This window comes from Candidatus Dormiibacterota bacterium (assembly GCA_035532835.1).
In the GTDB taxonomy this organism is placed as follows: domain Bacteria; phylum Vulcanimicrobiota; class Vulcanimicrobiia; order Vulcanimicrobiales; family Vulcanimicrobiaceae; genus DAHUXY01.
Map to the genome: position 1 here is coordinate 14135 of DATKQG010000053.1, position 17605 is coordinate 31739.

A 17605-nucleotide genomic window follows, 5' to 3' on the forward strand; every position below is an offset into this window, starting at 1 on the left:
CTTCCTCCTAGGTTGAATCATCTCTCGGGGCTTTCCCGATCCAGGCTGCAACGAAACGTGCGCTTGCGAAATGCGTGCGTTAGCGGCAACGATCGGAACGACGTGCCGGTTGCTTGGCCGAGAGCGGAATTTCAAGGCCGATCGATGCGATCGCCGGCATCGCGTAACGGTCGATGCTCGAGAGGTAGTGGGCGCCGGTGATGTTTTGAATGCCGGCGACCAAGCGCATGCCCCGGGCCAGCGGAACGATGGCGTGCGCGCCGGCGACGATAGCCGTGCCCAATGGTTGCGCGTTGAGGTCGTCGGCAAATGTCTGGCCGATGTACGCGATGGAAAGGCCCGCGCGGACGGCTCCGATCGTGTCTTCGGCGCCGAGCGTGGCGTCGATCGCGGGGACGTATTGTAGACGCTTCCCCACGATCGCCGCATCGCCGCCGGTCACCCGCGCGAATTGATCGGTCACCGAACCGGTCAAACGGGCGCACGCTCCGGCGTTCTGCTCGTATGCGAGGGTCAAGCCGTCGGTTTGGGTGCGAGCGACGTTGCTGCGAAGCTGATGGGTCGGGTCGATCGTTCGAAACATGATCGCATCGCCGACTAGCGTCTGGGTGTAATCCAGGGAGACGTGTCGCGCCGTCTCGAGGTAATCCAGGCCGATCGAGCGCGATGCGCTACGTTCGGGAACCAACGACGGATTCGGTTCGTAGGCGACGCTACCGATCTGATATCCGCGCACGAGTTCGTTGAGGAACGGCGCGCGAAAACCGGTACCGATCGATGCCCGTAGGGCAAGATGCGATCCGAGGTCGTAGCGCGCCGCCAAACGGGGTGATATCGCGCGATCGATGCGCGGTGGAGCTGCGATACTGCCGCCGCCTCCGGCCGTGCTTCCGTTGGAGAAACCAACCTCGTCGGCGCGCGCGCCGGCGACGAACTCGGTGCGCGAGAATCGCAGCGTTTGTTGCAGCGCGATTCCGGCGAGTTGTTGATTTCCGCTGCCGCCGCTCTGGAACGCGCCGTTGGCTCCAAATTGGAGGCTGTCGCCGTACACGCTCCGCAGATCGGCGCGCGCCTCGAATGTCGATGCGGCACGATCGACCGTCCAGGCAATCGACGCCCCGCGCTCGGATGTCGGCACGTCTTGCGTGTATCGCAGCGTGCCGGGCTTTTGTGGAAAGACGTCCGCGCGATTCGTAATGCCGGTGTTGCGGACGTAACCGTTGACGTCGACGAGTGAATGGGGCCGTGGTATCCGCAGGCGCAGATGCTCTTGCGAGAGATGCCGCTCAAAATCGTAATTCGGGCGCCCTTCTTGCTGATAATCGTATGCGCCGCGGTAATCGGCATCGACGATCTCTCCACCGCTGGGACGGTAGCGAAGCCGTACCGATTCCATAGCGGCGCGCGCTTGGGCCGGGCTATCGATGGGGCTCGCGTACGCCGGTGGAAGGTCGGCATAGGAGAGTCGATCGCTCTCCAGCGCGACCGATGCGGCCAGGCGAGAGCCGACGTGCGTGCCCGCGCGGACGTAGGCGTGCGCGAAGGCATGCGATCCGCCCGCAAGGCCGATCAGCGCCTCGTTCGGCGATTGCGGGTTTGGGGGAGCGTAGGTTTCGATCTGCATCACGCCGCCGATCGCTCCCGCGCCGTAGAGCGCCGACCCTGCGCCGCGAAGCAACTCGACGCGCGTGATGTCGCTCACCGGATAGGCGGCCCAGTCGATTTGTCCGCCGAAACCGTCTTGAGCCGGAATGCCGTCGGCTAGTACGAGCCCACGATCCGAGCCTGCGCCGCCGAACGAAACGCGGAGTTGGCCGTAATTGGTAAATGCGCTGTTGCTGCGATCGCGGTCGAAGCCCGGCAACGCGCGCAGCAACTCATCGGAGAAGAGGGCCGGCGAATTGACGATCGCCGTGCGATCGAGCACCGAAGCGGCGACCGGCAGCCGGTGGAGCGATTCGCTCGAGCCGGTCGCAACGGAGACTTTTCCGATTACCGGGGGCGTACACGAGAGCGTGACATGCACTGCGGCCCCGATCGCTCGATCGAGGCTCAACGGGCGGCAATCAGGGGCCGAAACGACCACACGCGCGATCGCGCCGGGAACGACGACGATGCCGTTGCGATCGCTCCGGCGTTCCAGCGTTGTACCGGAAACGGTGGTCGCCACAACCCGCGCATCGTCGATCGGCGATCCGTCGATGCTGCTGGTGACGTACAGCGTGGATGAGAGCACGAGCGGGAGCATGAAGGCTACTGTACGGCAGAGCGTGCCTCAATGCATCGTCGAATCCCGTTCGGGACGGGTTATGGACGGGGACGCCCGAAAACGCTCCGTCGCTCGACGCGGCGCGCGGCCGCGTCAATGTAAACGCCAGCCAGGAGACGCAGATATGACCACGTTGCCCCGAATCGGTATCGTTGGGACCGGACGCATGGGCGCCGGCATCGCCAAACGGCTCCACGATGTCGGCTACCCGATCGCAGCCCTCTACGACATCCACGCGGACACCGCTTGCGAAACGGCGCGGGAGACCGGCGGCGAAGTGACCGCCTCGCTCGCCCGCGTCACGGAACTCAGCGATGTCGTCATCACGGTCGTGACCGACGATGCGGCTATGCGCGCTATTTTCGCGACCGCGGGAGATTCGCTGTTGCAAGGCGCGGCCGGGCGGATCTTCATCAACACCGCTACCGTGACGCCGGCCGTCCATGTCGAAGTCGAACGATTGGCCGAAGAGCGGGGCGGCCGTTCGCTCGAAGCCTGTATGGCGAGTTCGATTCCCCAAGCGCGCGAGGGCTCGCTGTATTTGATGGTTGGAGGCCACAAGGACGTGTTCGAGTCGGCTCGGCCGGTGCTGGAGAAGATGAGTGCCTCGCTGCGCTATGTTGGCGAGGCCGGGAAAGCCGCGCAACTCAAAGCGCTGGTGAATATGGTGATGAACGTCAATACGGCGGGACTCGCCGAGGGGCTAGGCCTAGCCGACGCTCTCGGTCTAGACTTAGATGTCGTGCGCGAAGTGTTCTCGCAGACCGGCGCAAACTCACGCGTGCTGGAGACCGATGGCCTGGATATGCAGAACCGGGATCACGAAGTGTTTTTCTCGGCCGACCACGCGGCGAAAGATTCCGGCATCGCGCTCGCGTTGGCACGCGACGTCGATCTGCGATTGCCGGTCGCCGCCGCCGCGCTGGGACAGTTCGAACTCATGAAGCAGTTGGGACTTGGCGGCCTCGATAAATCCGGCGTGTCGGAACTGACGTTTGCCAAGCGTCACGGGCAGGATGCCCGCGACGCGGCGAAAGGTTCGAGAACGTGAGCGAACTACCCGTACGCTTCGAAGACGGAGCGGAGACCATCCTCGAACGTTGGGGCACGTCCGGCCCGGTGATGCTGCTCGTGCACGGCATGACCAGTTCGCGCAAGGGCTGGGAGCGCTTGGCGCAGGCGTTCTCGGATCGTTACCGCGTCTTCGCATACGATCAACGCGGCCATGGGGACGCCGCATCGGTCCACCGCCCCATGGCGCTCTCGCGCGGCGTGCGCGACCTGGCGGAGATCGCAGGCGGTCTCGCCGAGCCGATCGACGTCGTGGTAGGGCACTCGTGGGGAGGTGCGGTCGCAATTCTCGGTGCTCCGCCGATCGGCGCACGGTGTGTCGTGGCGATCGACCCGATGCTCAATCAAGCGCCGGACGTGTGGTACGCCGAATACCTCGCCGAGCTCGACGATGTTTTTGCGTTGCAGGGCGACGAGCGGGAGCAGCGCGTACGCTCGGAGTATCCGGGCCATCCGCTCGACGTCGAAGGCAAGGTCCATGCGATGCGCTCGATGAGCGCGGCGCCCATCGCGGGGTTGCAGCGTGAGAATCCGATCGGCGATTGGCCCTTACCGGCGGCGCTTGCCGCTTACGACCGCCCGCTACTGTTAGCGATGGCCGATCCCGGCAAATCGATCGTCGACGCCGCTACGCTGGCGCGCGTGCGGGCGATGGTTCCGCCGGCGGTTGAGATCGTCACCTTCACCGGAGCCGGACACAGCCTCCACCGTACCGATTTCGAAGCCTTCGAGCGTGAGATGCGCCGGTTTCTGCGAGCCGGCGCATAGGGGCTACGACGCGAGGGCCCGAGCGCGCCGCTCGTTGGTTCCCGCGCTGGCGAGCGGGCCGCCGTTGCGCGCTTCGATTCCGCATTCGCGCAGCAGCTTCGTAACGCGGGCCCGCGCATCCGGGTCGTCGGCGCAGAGGTTCACGACACCGTTCCATGGGAGCGGCTCGACAAAGGCCTCGACCACATGCGGGCTATCGAGTTTGTGGGCGAGCGTCCGCGCGCCGTTCTGCGTTATCGTGGCTTCCGGGAGCATCGCGTCGATGACGATTCGATTCGGAAGCGGGCCCAGCTGCGTGAGGGCAGCATCGAGGTCCAGCCAATCCATGGCAAAAATCAGGATATCGCTCGTCATCGCCTGCCGATAGGGGGTGACGGCCACGGCCCCGGCTCCCAACTCGGCCGCCAAGCGTTCGGCGCGATCCGCATGGCCTGGATCGCTGACGGTCACCGATCCAGCCCGGGTGAAGATTTTTGCGAGTGTGCTTGCCTTGCTCGTGGTTCCAAGAATGCCGATCATCATACGTATCCCCTCCCCCAAAGGATAGGCCTTTACACACGGATACGAACTATGTCGAAGGTAGCAATCTCGGGGTTTGAAGCATGTCCGGCATTGTGATATAATGACCGTCTGTGCCCCGGCCCCCGGGACCCGCGATGACGATCGCGATACGCCTGGAGGCTCGTGGATCCGGTAGGAAGCAACGGTGGGAACCCTTACGTGACAACGTGAGTCGCGCTCCCTGCGTCAGCGGCCATCGGCGGGCGCCGGTATGACGGAGTGCCTTCGTGAACCTGATTGACGTCAATAACTTCGATGCGATGCGCATCGGCTTGGCTTCGCCCGAGCAGATTCGCGCCTGGTCGTTCGGTGAAGTAAAGAAGCCCGAAACGATCAACTACCGCACCCTCAAACCCGAGCGTGACGGTCTCTTCTGCGAGAAGATTTTCGGCCCGACCAAAGACTGGGAATGCCACTGCGGTAAGTACAAGCGGATCCGCTTCAAGGGCATGATCTGCGATCGCTGCGGCGTCGAGATCACGCGCGCCAAAGTGCGACGCGAGCGCATGGGGCACATCGAGCTTGCGACACCCGTAAGCCACATTTGGTATCTCAAGGGCGTCCCGAGCCGTATCGGTATCTTGCTCGATATGTCGCCGCGCCAGCTGGAGAAGGTGATCTACTTCGCGGCGTACGTCGTGATCGATCCCGGCGATACGAACTTGGTCAAACGCGAAGTGCTTTCGGAGCAGAAATACCGCGAAGCCCGCGACAAGTTCGGCAACCGCTTCAAGGCCGGCATGGGCGCCGAAGCGATCCGCGAATTGCTCCGCGACCTCAACCTCAAGAAATCGCAAGAAGAGCTCCGCAAAGAGTTTAAGGAAACGACGGGTCAGAAGCGCCTCAAGGCGATCAAGCGCCTCGAAGTCGTCGAAGCGTTTCTCGCCAGCGGCAACAAGCCGGAGTGGATGGTACTCTCGGCAGTTCCGGTCATCGCGCCCGAACTGCGCCCGATGGTGCAGCTCGACGGCGGCCGTTTCGCAACCTCGGATCTAAACGATCTCTACCGTCGCGTGATCAATCGCAACAACCGTCTCAAGCGGTTGCTCGAACTCAACGCTCCCGAGATCATCATCAAAAACGAGAAGCGCATGCTGCAAGAAGCGGTCGATGCGTTGATCGATAACGGGCGGCGCGGCCGGCCGGTTACCGGCCCCAACAATCGCCCGCTTAAATCGCTTTCAGACATTCTCAAGGGCAAGCAAGGGCGTTTCCGTCAGAACTTGCTCGGAAAGCGCGTCGACTACTCCGGCCGTTCGGTCATCGTGGTCGGCCCGTCGCTCAAGCTGCACCAATGCGGTTTGCCCAAAGAGATGGCGCTCGAGCTCTTCAAACCGTTCGTGATGAAAAAGCTCGTCGATCGCGCGCTCGCGCACAACATCAAGAGTGCGAAGCGCATGGTCGAACGCGTCCGTCCGGAAGTCTGGGACGTGCTCGAAGAAGTCATCAAGGAGCATCCGGTGCTGCTCAACCGCGCACCCACGCTCCATCGTCTGGGCATCCAGGCGTTCGAACCGGTGCTGGTTGAAGGCAAAGCCATCCACTTGCATCCGCTCGTCTGCACGCCGTACAACGCGGACTTCGACGGCGATCAGATGGCCGTCCATCTCCCGCTCAGCGCCGGCGCGCAGGCTGAAGCGCGCATCCTGATGCTCAGCTCCAACAACATCTTGCTTCCGGCGTACGGCAACCCCGTATCGATTCCGACCCAAGATATGGTGCTCGGCCTCTACTACCTCACGTTCCAGCGCAACGAGTACGTTGGGCCGGCTAAGGGGGCAATCTCCGCCGAGGACTTGGAGCCCCCGGCCCGCGCGAAGAAGAAGCACGCTCCTTCCGACGACGCACCGGGTGCGCTGCCGACGTTCTACGACGCGAAAGAAGCCGTCATCGCGTTCGATACCAACACCGTAGGCCTGCAAGAGTGGATCTACGTTCGTTGGAAAGGCGAACTGATCCGGACCACCATCGGTCGCGTCATCTTCAACATGGCGTTCCCGGATCGTTGGAACCACGCGTTCGTCAACCGCATCGTCGATAAGGGTGCGCTCAAGAAGACGATCACCGACTGTTACCGCACGTACGGCAACGCGGAGACCGCGCGCTTCTTGGATGCCATCAAGGAACTCGGCTTCCACTTCGCAACGCTTTCGGGGACGACCGTCTCCATCAGCGATATCGTCGTGCCGCAAGCCAAGCACGATATTCTCGATAAGGCCCAAAGCGCCGTTGACGAACTCCATCGGCTCTTCGACCAAGGCTTTATCTCCGACGACGAACGTTACACGAAGACGATCGAGATTTGGTCGAAGTCCGGCGACGCGGTCACGGCTGCCATGCAGGCGGCCCAGAACCCGCTCAACCCGGTCTTCATGATGGCCACCTCGGGTGCTCGTGGATCGATCGCTCAGGTCAAGCAGCTCGGCGGTATGCGCGGACTCATGTCCGATCCGTCGGGGCGCATCCTCGAGATCCCGGTCAAGGCTTCGCTCAAAGAAGGCTTGACGGTTCTGGAGTACTTCATCTCGACGCACGGCGCGCGTAAAGGCTTGGCCGATACCGCGCTGCGAACCGCCGACTCGGGTTACCTGACGCGCCGTCTCGTCGACGTGGCCCAGGACGTGATCATCCGCGAGGAAGATTGCGGCACCAACCACGGCATCACGGTCGGCGATATTCGCGTCGGCAAGGAAATCATCGAGCCGCTCAGCGACCGCATCGTCGGCCGCCGCGCTGCCGAAGAGGTCCGCGTCGATCCGAAGCGCCCGACCACCACGATCGTCGCGCGCGATCAAGAGATCGACGAAGAGAAGGCGAAGGCCTTGGTCGATGCGGGTATCTCGCAGGTCAAGATTCGTTCGGTACTCACGTGCCAATCGAAGTACGGCGTCTGCTCGCTCTGTTACGGCCGCGATCTCGCGACCGGTAAGAAGGCGGATATCGGCACGGCCGTCGGCATCATCGCGGCGCAATCGATCGGCGAGCCGGGTACGCAACTCACCCTGCGCACCTTCCACACCGGCGGCGTCGCAACCGAAGACATCATCACCGGCCTTCCGCGCGTCGAAGAAATCTTCGAGGCGCGCAAACCCAAAGGCCAAGCGGTCATCACCGAAGTCGCCGGCACGATTAAGTTCGGCGACGAAAAGAACAAACGCATCATCTTCGTCATCGACGAAGCGGGCGAGAACCACGAATACGACGTACCGCTCGGCACGCATCTCGCGGTGCAGGACGGCGGCACGGTCAAACCCGGCGACCAACTCAACGAAGGCTCGCTCAACCCCCACGACATCTTGCGCCTCAAAGGCGAGACCGCTTTGCAGAACTACATGGTTCGCGAAGTGCAGAAGGTCTATCGTTCGCAAGGCGTGGACATCAACGATAAGCACGTCGAAGTGATCGTGCGTTCGATGATGCGCAAGGTCAAGATCGTCGAAGGCGGCGATACGCAAATGCTGCCCGGCCAACTGGTCGAAGCGGCGACGTTCCACGAGAACAACGAGAAAGTCAAGGCCGAGAAACTGGCCATCGCCACCGCGAACCCGGTGTTGCTTGGTGTGACCAAGGCCTCGCTCGCGACCGAATCGTTCCTCTCTGCGGCGAGCTTCCAGGAAACGACCCGCGTTCTCACCGACGCGGCGATCAAGGGCAAATACGATCCGCTCTTGGGGCTCAAAGAGAACGTCATCATCGGCAAGCTGATCCCGGCCGGTACCGGTATGTCGCGTTATCGCAACATCGATATCGTTCCCGAGGGCCAGGATGTCGACGACGACGGGCGTCCGCGCCAGCCGCTCGAAGCCGCAACGGCCTACAGCATGACGGCCGACGACGCGGCGTTAATCGAAGCGACGATGGGCGCGAACGGCGACAACGTGAGCAGATTGGTAAGCGCATACGAAAAGAATCGCGAACCGCTCACGGTGCAATACGAAGGTGAGTACGAGGATCACGTTGCGGTGCACGCTGCGCCCAAAAAGACGCAGTACGATCGCATCAAGGGCATCAATCCCGAAGACCTCTAACGCTCGCTAGCGTTGGTAACAAGTGAAACGCCCCGGTTGTAGATATTGCAGCCGGGACGTTTTACATTCCGAGTTCGAATCGAGGGGGTATCTATGCCATACACTTGGCATGAGACCCCGCTACGCTGAATGGGCTATGGATTCGCTACTCGCCGCCGACCGATTCCCCGTATTCGCCGAACGGGCGGCTCGCCGCGCGATTGCCGGGGCCCTGGCAGCCGGGCGAGTGACGCCGCGTTCGCTCGTTAATGAAGCCTTGCTAAGGTTCGAGCGGGCGGTTTCAAGCGCGGCGCCCAACGGCGTGCGTCCGACGTTACTCTTCGCCGAGCGCGATCGGATCGTCACCGAACTCGGCCTTTTTCTGCGCTCGCGCTTGGCAGCGAGGATCTTCGCCATCCGACGGCGCGACCTCGTAGCCGTCGGGCGGAGCGCCGCCCCGTTCGATGCGGTCGTACGCGGCCATCGCGGAGAGCTCTACGCCGTCGCCATGCGCCGCTTGCCGCTCGACGCCCGGCGCTTGGATGTCTTTCGCCGCATACGCGAAGCGGCGCGTTTGTGGCAAACGCACCGCTTACGGGGAGTGTTGGTGTACGATCTGGGCTCGGGGCGCCTGACGCGCTTGGCGATCGTTCGCGGCGGTCGCGACCTTGCCGCGTAGCCTCCTAGGCAAAGCCCCCGCGAATGGCCAGCACGGCAACCTGCGTCCGTGCGGTGAGATTGAGCTTCGCAAGGATGTGCGATATGTGATTTTTAACGGTTTTATCCGAGAGGCCCAGGCGGTGACTGATGTCCTTATTCGAGAGCCCTTCGGAGACGAGGCGAACCACTTCAAGCTCGCGCTCGGATAGCAGATGGCCGATATCTTGGAGAGCAACGGCAGCGCTCGGAACGGGCGTGAGCAACCGGTCCGGCGCAGAGCGCGTGCCGGCGCTACGGGGCCGCGCAGCGAACTCGGCGAGCGTGATGCTCGCGAGTTCCGGTTCGCTTGCAATCAGTTGGGCAATCGCATCCGCGAGAATGGGAGAGCGATCGCCGTGTAAGCGCGGGACCTGGACGATTGGGGTGGGGACAGCGGTCATTCGATGTCCTGTGCCTTTCCGTGGCTCGGCTGGCCGTCTTAGCCTAACAGCCCCCCCTTTCATGGGTCTTACGGCCCGGGTTAGCGCTATTACAGAATGCTTACGGCTGCTTGGGGTGTAACCTAAGAGGCGATGCGGCAGGCACGGTCCGGCCCCGAGCTTGAGATTCGGCGTCAGGCGCTCTTAGAGCGTCTCGAACGCGCACGCCCCAAGATCGTCGCCGTGCTCGCCCCGGCAGGCTTCGGGAAAACGACGTTGGTGCGACAGTATCTAGAGAGCGCGGGCGCATGGGCCATCTGCGACTGCAGCGGCGTGCGCGACGATGTCGATCTGGCGCGCCGGCTGATCCCCTCGCTTGCGATCGAAAACCCCGAGCGCGAGCACGGCCTGACGCAAACCGAATTGAAGTTGGGCGACGGCGGAACGACCATCGTCGAACGCTTGAATATTACGCTCGATGCATGGCGCCAACCCTCGGACGGGACCATCGTTTTTGAGAACTGCGAGCACCTCGCGCGCTCGGGTTCGGCCCGCGATTTTTTCGCTCGGCTTCTTGCCACGCGTCCCGAGGGACGGGCGATCGTCATTTGCTCGCGAGAAGATCTGCGCATGCATTTGACGCGATTTGCCGCGCCGCACGAGATCGTCGTCCTTCACGCGCACGATTTGGCGTTTAACGACGAACAAGTGCGCGAGATATTTGCGACGATGGTCGAGGACGCGGATTCGGTCGAACGGATCGTCACCGTCTCCCAAGGATGGCCGATCGCGGTGCTGCTGCTGCGGCGCTTCGCGGCCGAGGGAAGGATCGCGACGCTCCTCGATCGCCTCGACGACCTTGCATTCGACGAATTGCACGATTATCTCGCCGACGAAGTGTTGGCTTCGCTCGAACCGCAACTCGTGCAGGCCATCGTTGCGTGCGCTTGCATTCCTCGCGCCACCGATCTCGATTTGCGCGGCATATCGAACGATGCGACTTTCGTGCGTCAACTCTGGGAGTTCGCAAAGGAGTCGCCGTTCGTCGCGCGTGGATCCAAGGGTATATATGCGGTGCATCCGTTACTCGCAACGCTGCTGCTCGAACACCACCAAGAGCGTCGGGACGCATTGCTTCAATCGGTGGCCTCCTATCACGAATCCAACGGCCGCTTTCCAAGGGCGGCGGAACTCCATTTGGCACGCGGGGATAAAGAGGCTGCGGCGCGCGCTCTCGGACAACACGAGGTCGTGCGCGACCCGGCGCCGTCGATGTCCTATGCGCTCGTGCTCTCGCAACTCGATCAGAGTCTGATCCAACGGTATCCGCGTTTGTGGGGCGTCACCGCGCTGTTGCGAATGTTTTGCGTCGACGCCGAGCCGTTACTCGACGAGGCGACGGCGATCTGGCGCCTGCTCTCTCCCGACGTATCCCTCATCGAGCGCTACTATATCGTCCTCTTTCGGGTCGTCTTCATGATCCATCTCGGGCTGATGGAAGAAGCGTTCGCGCTGGTCGAAGCCTTTGCGGAGCAGGCTCGCAACGTCGAAGCTCCGCGTGCCTTCCTCGATGGGTTTATTCCGTATCTGCGGGCGCTGCCGAGCGCGCGAATGGGACGTCTGAATGAGGCCGAACGCGATCTCACGCGCGCGCTTCCCTTCGTCTCGCATTTGGACGTGATGGCTGCCGGTACGTTCGCCACGCTTGGTGCGGACATCGCTCGCGTGCGGGGCGAACGCGCCGTCGAACGGCGCTTTTTGGAACAAGCGATCGAACGCGCACGGTCGTCCGGCCTCTCGAATATCGTGGCGTTCGATATCGCCGAGGCGTTGGTGGGCGCTTGGCTTGCGGGCGAGGACGCGTTGGCCGTTCGCTACGCAGAGGAACTCGACTCGAAGGTCGCGCGTTTCGGCATTCGCGGTTTCGCGTATCTAGCGGCGGCTGCGTGCGGCCGCGAGGCTGAGCCGAGCGACGCCGACAGCCCCAAGTTCGTGATGTATGCGCGCTTGATCGCCGCCACGCGATCGCCGGACGCACGAGAAGCCAGGCGGCTTGCCGCTTCGGCGTTGGCGCTTGCCGAACGCGCCCATTCGCCGTTTCTGCAGGCGCTCGCGGCAATCGCGGTCGCGTTGAGCGACGAATTGAAGCGTGCCGAATACTTGGACGTAGCGCGTGAGGCCGCCGCGCGCTGCGAATCCGCGCAACTCGTGGAATCGATTGCGGTGCTGGCTGCGGGCGGCTCTCCCACCGGCATGCTCGCCGAATACATCCGTCGCTTCGAGCGCGAGCGTTCGCCCGCAGTCGCACCGATCGAAATCGAGGTGGTCCGCGGGGCCGTTTGCGTGAATGGCGCCGCCGTGACGCTCTCGAATCGCGAGCTGGAACTCTTGGTCGCGCTAGGCATACGCCGCGAGACGCTCCATCGCGCGCGGCTGGCGTCGATCCTCTGGCCGGAGCAGGACGAGTATGCGGCTCGCAACGCGCTGAGCGTGGCGCTACATCGGTTGCGCGGCCACCTGGGAAGGGACGATATCGTCGTGCGAGACGGCGAGGGATATCGCTTGCATGGGGACGCGCGCGTCGATCTTTGGGAGATAGAGCGCAGTGCCAACATCTTGCTGAGCCGCAGCACGCATACGAAAGACGACCGCAACGCATTGGAGCGGCTCGCCGGACAGCTGGGGACGAAGCGTCCCGAACGCATGCTGCGATGGGATTGGTTCGGACCAACCGAACGCCGCTTACGCGAACTTCACGTTCGGGCGACGCATCGTCTGGCAAGCGATGCGCTCGCAAGCAACGATGCGAGCAGCGCGTTGCGCTTTTGCGAGGAGACGCTGGCGCACGACCCGTGCGACGAGCCCGCTTGCGAAATCGCGATCCGTGCGCACTTGGAACTCGGCGATCGCGCCGCGGCGGTTCGCCAGTATCGCCGATATCGTCGCGCGCTGCTGGACGAACTCGGATGCGAACCCTCGGCGTCGCTCACGGCGTTGGTTTCGTAGCGTGCGATGATCGCCGTTGTCGGTACGATGGCGTTGGCCATGCAACTCTACCGCGCGGACGTTTTGGTGAGCGCCGGCCATGAGGGGCGCCCGGCGAGCTGTCGTCAGTTCCCGCAGCATCCATGCAATCTGGGCGCGGCCGGAGAGCGCGCCTGGACGCCGATCGTCGCCGACGAAGTGGCGCGCGATCTTCGAGCCCGAGGCATCGGCGTCATCCGCCGGCCCGCGGATTTCACCGGGCGTTACCTCGTCCACGCTGCAGTGTTCATCCACTTCGACGGTGCGGCGAAGGCCTGCACGAGTGCGGCATCTGTCGGCTACCCACGGGCGAGCGACGCCTTGGGTGCCGCCCGCTGGCGCGCCCTCTACGAGCGTTATTGGCCGTTTGGGTTCATGCCCGATAATTTTACGCGGGGGCTGCGGCATTACTACGCCTATCCCCAGGTCTCGGCAAGCAATGGGAGCTTCGTGATCGAGCTCGGCGAATTGACGTGCCCGGCTCAGCACGCATGGCTGGCGGCGCATTTACGGCTCGAAGGCGATCTGCTGGCCGCATTCCTCGCGGAGCTCATCGGCAAGGGCCATCTGCGCCTCTCCGCCAACTCGCCGTTATGATCCCGAGCCGCGTTCTGAGGCTTGCGATCCTGAACGCTCATGATTGAAGTCTTGTACCGATACCACGTCCATCCGGCTCAACAAACCGCTTTTCAACAAGCCTATGGGCCAAAAGGCCCATGGGCTCGCCTCTTCGGCGAAGCGCCGGGCTTCGTTCGTACGCGCCTATTCGCCCACAAGGTCGAACCGAACGTCTTCGTGACGATCGACGTGTGGCAGAGTAAGGAGGCGTACGATCGTTTCCGGAGCGAGCGCGCGCAGGAATACGGCCGCCTCGATCGCGAGTTGCACCTCCTCTACCTAGAGGAACTACTTCTGGGGTACTATGAGGGTGCCGACGAGTATCGAGCACCCCTCGATACCATGGCGTAGCAGGACCTGCATGATAAGACCGGTGCGGCAGGACGGAACGATCGAAACCGGTGGTGCCTTCGTCCCGATCCTCCGACCACGCGTACTCGAACGAATGGGCTCCGCTGCTATGCAGCGGGTGGTCTTGCTTGTCGCGCCCGCGGGCTACGGCAAGAGCGTCGCGCTTCGGCAGTATCTCGAATCGACCAGTGAGCCGCACGTTCGATACGACGTCCGGGCCGAAAACGCGGGGCTGCTCGGGTTTTTACGCGGATTCGCGGACGCGCTGAGCGAGCTCGCTCCGCAGGCACGCACGACGCTCGCCGGGGCCTACGAGCGCAATGCGGCGACGGCATCTCCGGGCGCCGATCTGGCGCTCTGGATGGACTCGCATCTCCAATCCTTTCGCGGCGTCATTGCGATCGACGATCTCCATTTCGCGCAGGAAGAACGCGAGGTGACGCGCTGCCTTGCCGCGCTCATCGAGCGGACCAAAGGCCGCGTGCAGTGGATCGTAGCGTCGCGCTCGACCCTGGGTTTGCCGATCGGTACGTGGCTGGCCTACGGTGAGAGCGATCTCGCCGTCGACGAGCACGACCTGCGTTTTTCCGTCGAAGAAGCTCGGGAAGCAGCTCGTTCGTTTCGGCTGAGCGTTCGCGACGAGGAGCTTCACGAATTGCTTTCGTTGACCGGCGGATGGGCCACGGCGATGAGTTTTGCGTTGCGGAGTTCTACGCGTTCGGTCGATCTGCGCAGCGTCGCGGCGTCGACGCGAGAGATGACCTATCGGTATCTCGCCGAGCAGGTCTACCGCGGGTTAGGAGAGCTGACGCGCGCGCTGCTCGAGAGCGCGGCGCTGCTCGATCACATCGATCTCGACGTTTTGGTTGCGGCGGGCTTCGATACGGCTCTCTCGCTGATCGAGAGCCTCTTGCAACGCGTCGCGTTTATCTACGACGAAGGTAACGGCCGTTACACCTGTCACGATCTCTTTAGAGAGTTCGTCACGCACCAGTTCGCATTACGCGGCGCCGACGCCGTTTCTGCAGAGCGGCGGCGACTGGGCGTCGTCCTTCAAACGATGTCGCGATTGCCTTCGGCATTGAGGCTGTTCGCCGATGCCGGGGCGAAGGACGAAATCGAAGCCCTCTTGCAAGAGCACGGATTCGATCTGCTCGCGAAGGGACACGCGGATGTCGTCGGCGCCGCGCTGGACGTCGTCGAACGGACGGCGATCTCTCCGCTCGCGCTTGCGCTACGCGGCTTGGTCGACGTCAACGCCGGCCGTTACGAAGACGGCGAACGCCGCGTTATTCGCGCGATCGAGTCGATCGGCGATCCGAACATCGAAGCCCTGCTACGCCTGCGGTTGTCGATTCTCTATATCAATCGCCAGCAAGATATCGGATCGCTGCTGGACGCCATCATCGCCGATCCGCAAGCCCCGCGCTCCGCGCAATTGGAAGCGCACGCGCTGTTGGCCGTCGACTGCGTGCGAAAGGGGGCGCTGCACCAGGCGCAGCGGCACATGGACGAGGTGGAGACGTCCCTGGCGCGGATCGAAAGCGGAGAGCTGTTGGCGAAGCTGCTCCAGCGCATCGGCCTTGCGCGGTTCGAATTGAACCAGCCGGATGCCGCCAAAGCGCTGTTCACGCGTTCGGCCGAAGTCGCAAGCGAGAACGCGCTTTGGAGCCTCCTCGCGCGTTCGAACAGCGCGCTCTCCAACCTCGCACTGATGTCGGAGAACGACATTCCCGCCTCGGAGCTGTTCGCACAGCGCGCCGCCTTTGCCGCATCGAAAGCGGGCGATCATTTCGATTTGCAGACGTCGCTACTTCAACTGCTCACCATCGAAACCAAACGGGGGAATGCAGATCGAGTCAGCGCGATCGAACGGGAACTCGGGCAGTTGCCCTCGGGCGATCGTACGCAAGGAGTATTTTTGGCCGCGAGCCAAGGCCACCGCGCGGCGTGGGCGGGGCGTCTGAGCGAGGCGCGACGATTGTTCGGCAGCGTCGTTCAGCGCCAACCACATCCATTCGATCGCGCGGTGACGCAATCGATTTATGCGCTGTGCTTGGCGCTGGACGACTTGCGAGTCGACGCGCGAACCGCCGCGGCGCAAGTGCTCGCGATGGTCGATGAGGGCGACGTGCGTCCCGACGGCGTCGGAGCGCTCTACTTCGAGGCGGCGGTACTCTTCTGCGCGCTGGTCGAAGTGGTGAGCGAGCGCCACACCGCCGCCGTCAAAATTCTCAAACGCCCCGCAGTTTCGTCGCATGCCGCGATGGCTCAAATGCGCTCGTGCGTGGAAGAAGTGCTGCGCATCTCGCGCAGCCCGCAATACAGCGCGCCCGGATTCGAAGGCCAGCTCGAAGCGATTCGAGACTTTGGCTTGGGCGGCTACGCGCGCTTTATCGTCATGGCTGCGGCAGCCGTCGAGGCTCGCCATTCTAGCGGTACCGCAGACGTGCGCCTCACCCCGTCCGAGGCGCGGATTCTGCGCGATCTCGCGCAGGGGCTCACGCCCAAGGACATCGCTTCGGAGATGGGACGGAGCGTATTCACCGTCCAGACCCACATCCAGAACGTCATCGACAAACTCGGCTGCCACGGGCGGGTCGAGGCGATCGCCGTCGCGCGCCGGATGGGCTTTCTGTAAACCCGGCTCCAAAACGATTCTACTGAAAGTTCATTAGAGACAGCCCATCCTCGAGACGCTATCGTGAACGAAGGTTCCAACGCGCTTGCTAAGGATGACTGTGATGCTTTCTATACTCCACGCCTGCCTGGCTGATTTCAGCCTCGTGGTGTCGATCACTCACCACCTCATCCATATCATCCCCTTGGATTCTCCCATCACTCCGGTCGGTTAGGCGGATTTTCTCGTGCCTGTAATTCGTACGTTGGCCGCCTTAGGCGCTGCCTTGGGACGCGAGGTCCCCGCCCTGGCGGAGCGCGCTACGGCGCATCTCACGCCCAAAGCCGTCTACTCGGAGCCCTCGATCGAGGTCTCGGTGGAGACGCTGCTCGACCGCCTCTGCCTTTCGCTGACGCTGGCCAAGCCTGTCGGGCTTCTTGGGTGGGCCGAGCGTGAGACGGAGCGGCTCGGACGCGGAACGGTCATGGAGATGCTTTCGGCGGCCACCTTCGTGCTCGTCGAGGCGGGTTCGCAAACCGACGTCGATCGCCGGCGCTTCTTGGCGTTCCTCGATGTCCTGGCTCAGGAAGTCGAACGCGCGACCCTAGGATCCGGCGAGGACGAAGAGGCCGCATCGCCAGCCGAAGCGCAGGCCATGGCGGCGCTGCTCGCGATGTTGGCCGAACGCGACTACGTGACGTGTTGCCACTCCAAGGCGACCGCCGAGTGGGCGAAACGGCTCTCGACGGCGATGGGCCTTGCGAAGGAGTCGGTGGATTTCATCGCGCTCTGCGGGCTCTTGCACGACATCGGAAAGGTTGCGACGCCCGACGAAATCCTCTGTAAAACCGGGCCGCTCACGAGCGAAGAGTGGGAGATCATGCGCGAGCATTCCGCTGCGGGCCAGCGGATCCTGAGCCAAATCCCCTCGCTGCAACGCTGCTCCGTGGTGGTTCGCGCGCATCACGAGCGATACGACGGGGCTGGATACCCCGACGGTCTCTCGGGTATGAGCATTCCGCTCGAATCCCGGGTGGTCGCGGTTGCCGATGCATTTCACGCGATGATCAGCGAGCGCCCGTATCGCCAGCCGATCTCGCCTCGGCAAGCACTACAGGTGCTCTCCGAAGGACGCGGCTCGCAATGGGACCCCGAAGTTGTCGATGCGATGCTTGCAATGTTCAATCGCCGTGCGGCCGTCGTGCCGCATACGGACTCGCAGATTTCCTCCGCATAG

Annotated in this window: 12 protein-coding genes; 9 read left to right on the forward strand and 3 right to left on the reverse strand. The window is 63.1% G+C overall.

Going from position 1 to position 17605, the window contains the following annotated elements; genetic code table 11:
- Positions 1-79: 79 nt before the first annotated feature.
- On the reverse strand, positions 80-2248 hold the full coding sequence (locus VMW12_06895) for a TonB-dependent receptor (protein ID HUZ49451.1): 2169 nt from the start codon (positions 2246-2248) through the stop codon (positions 80-82).
- A 145-nt stretch (positions 2249-2393) separates the two neighbouring features.
- Here VMW12_06895 and VMW12_06900 point away from each other — a divergent pair, with 145 nt between their 5' ends.
- A complete protein-coding gene (locus VMW12_06900) occupies positions 2394-3320 on the forward strand; it encodes an NAD(P)-dependent oxidoreductase (GenBank protein ID HUZ49452.1) in 927 nt (308 codons plus the stop codon).
- Positions 3317-4108: an alpha/beta hydrolase gene (locus VMW12_06905; GenBank protein HUZ49453.1), complete on the forward strand. Its 792-nt coding sequence runs from the start codon at positions 3317-3319 to the stop codon at positions 4106-4108. Before VMW12_06900 ends, VMW12_06905 begins: the two co-directional genes overlap by 4 nt.
- Positions 4109-4111: 3 nt before the next feature.
- Here the strand turns inward: VMW12_06905 and VMW12_06910 are convergent, their stop codons facing one another.
- Entirely contained in the window at positions 4112-4630 is a 519-nt protein-coding gene (locus VMW12_06910) for an NAD(P)-binding domain-containing protein (GenBank protein HUZ49454.1), read from the reverse strand.
- A 272-nt stretch (positions 4631-4902) separates the two neighbouring features.
- Between VMW12_06910 and rpoC the strand changes: the two genes are divergently transcribed.
- Positions 4903-8697, forward strand: coding sequence for a DNA-directed RNA polymerase subunit beta' (gene rpoC / locus VMW12_06915; protein ID HUZ49455.1), 3795 nt, complete (start codon positions 4903-4905; stop codon positions 8695-8697).
- A gap of 136 nt (positions 8698-8833) precedes the next feature.
- Positions 8834-9355 carry a hypothetical protein gene (locus VMW12_06920; protein HUZ49456.1) on the forward strand — a complete coding sequence of 174 codons (522 nt, stop codon included), beginning with the start codon at positions 8834-8836 and terminating at the stop codon, positions 9353-9355.
- A 4-nt stretch (positions 9356-9359) separates the two neighbouring features.
- Here the strand turns inward: VMW12_06920 and VMW12_06925 are convergent, their stop codons facing one another.
- On the reverse strand, positions 9360-9776 hold the full coding sequence (locus tag VMW12_06925) for a response regulator transcription factor (protein HUZ49457.1): 417 nt from the start codon (positions 9774-9776) through the stop codon (positions 9360-9362).
- 132 nt (positions 9777-9908) lie between these two features.
- Here VMW12_06925 and VMW12_06930 point away from each other — a divergent pair, with 132 nt between their 5' ends.
- From VMW12_06930 to VMW12_06950, 5 genes are all read left to right on the forward strand, one after another.
- The gene (locus VMW12_06930; protein HUZ49458.1) at positions 9909-12761 is read left to right on the forward strand and encodes a BTAD domain-containing putative transcriptional regulator; all 2853 of its coding nucleotides are present in this window, start codon (positions 9909-9911) and stop codon (positions 12759-12761) included.
- Positions 12762-12767: 6 nt separating this feature from the next.
- Entirely contained in the window at positions 12768-13376 is a 609-nt protein-coding gene (locus VMW12_06935; GenBank protein HUZ49459.1) for a hypothetical protein, read from the forward strand.
- Positions 13377-13415: 39 nt separating this feature from the next.
- Positions 13416-13748, forward strand: a complete 333-nt coding sequence (locus VMW12_06940) for an antibiotic biosynthesis monooxygenase (protein ID HUZ49460.1) — start codon at positions 13416-13418, stop codon at positions 13746-13748.
- Positions 13749-13857: 109 nt separating this feature from the next.
- Positions 13858-16389 carry a LuxR C-terminal-related transcriptional regulator gene (locus tag VMW12_06945; protein ID HUZ49461.1) on the forward strand — a complete coding sequence of 844 codons (2532 nt, stop codon included), beginning with the start codon at positions 13858-13860 and terminating at the stop codon, positions 16387-16389.
- A 226-nt stretch (positions 16390-16615) separates the two neighbouring features.
- Positions 16616-17605 (forward strand): HD-GYP domain-containing protein, encoded by a 990-nt coding sequence (locus tag VMW12_06950; GenBank protein HUZ49462.1) that lies wholly within the window; start codon positions 16616-16618, stop codon positions 17603-17605.

What these genes read in the sequence shown, in the direction of transcription:
- VMW12_06895 (HUZ49451.1), bottom strand. Translation starts at nt 2,248, where the DNA reads ATGCTCCCGCTCGTGCTCTCATCCACGCTGTACGTCACCAGCAGCATC.
- VMW12_06900 (HUZ49452.1), top strand. Translation starts at nt 2,394, where the DNA reads ATGACCACGTTGCCCCGAATCGGTATCGTTGGGACCGGACGCATGGGC.
- VMW12_06910 (HUZ49454.1), bottom strand. Translation starts at nt 4,630, where the DNA reads ATGATGATCGGCATTCTTGGAACCACGAGCAAGGCAAGCACACTCGCA.
- VMW12_06920 (HUZ49456.1), top strand. Translation starts at nt 8,834, where the DNA reads ATGGATTCGCTACTCGCCGCCGACCGATTCCCCGTATTCGCCGAACGG.
- VMW12_06925 (HUZ49457.1), bottom strand. Translation starts at nt 9,776, where the DNA reads ATGACCGCTGTCCCCACCCCAATCGTCCAGGTCCCGCGCTTACACGGC.
- VMW12_06930 (HUZ49458.1), top strand. Translation starts at nt 9,909, where the DNA reads ATGCGGCAGGCACGGTCCGGCCCCGAGCTTGAGATTCGGCGTCAGGCG.
- VMW12_06935 (HUZ49459.1), top strand. Translation starts at nt 12,768, where the DNA reads ATGATCGCCGTTGTCGGTACGATGGCGTTGGCCATGCAACTCTACCGC.
- VMW12_06940 (HUZ49460.1), top strand. Translation starts at nt 13,416, where the DNA reads ATGATTGAAGTCTTGTACCGATACCACGTCCATCCGGCTCAACAAACC.
- VMW12_06945 (HUZ49461.1), top strand. Translation starts at nt 13,858, where the DNA reads ATGCAGCGGGTGGTCTTGCTTGTCGCGCCCGCGGGCTACGGCAAGAGC.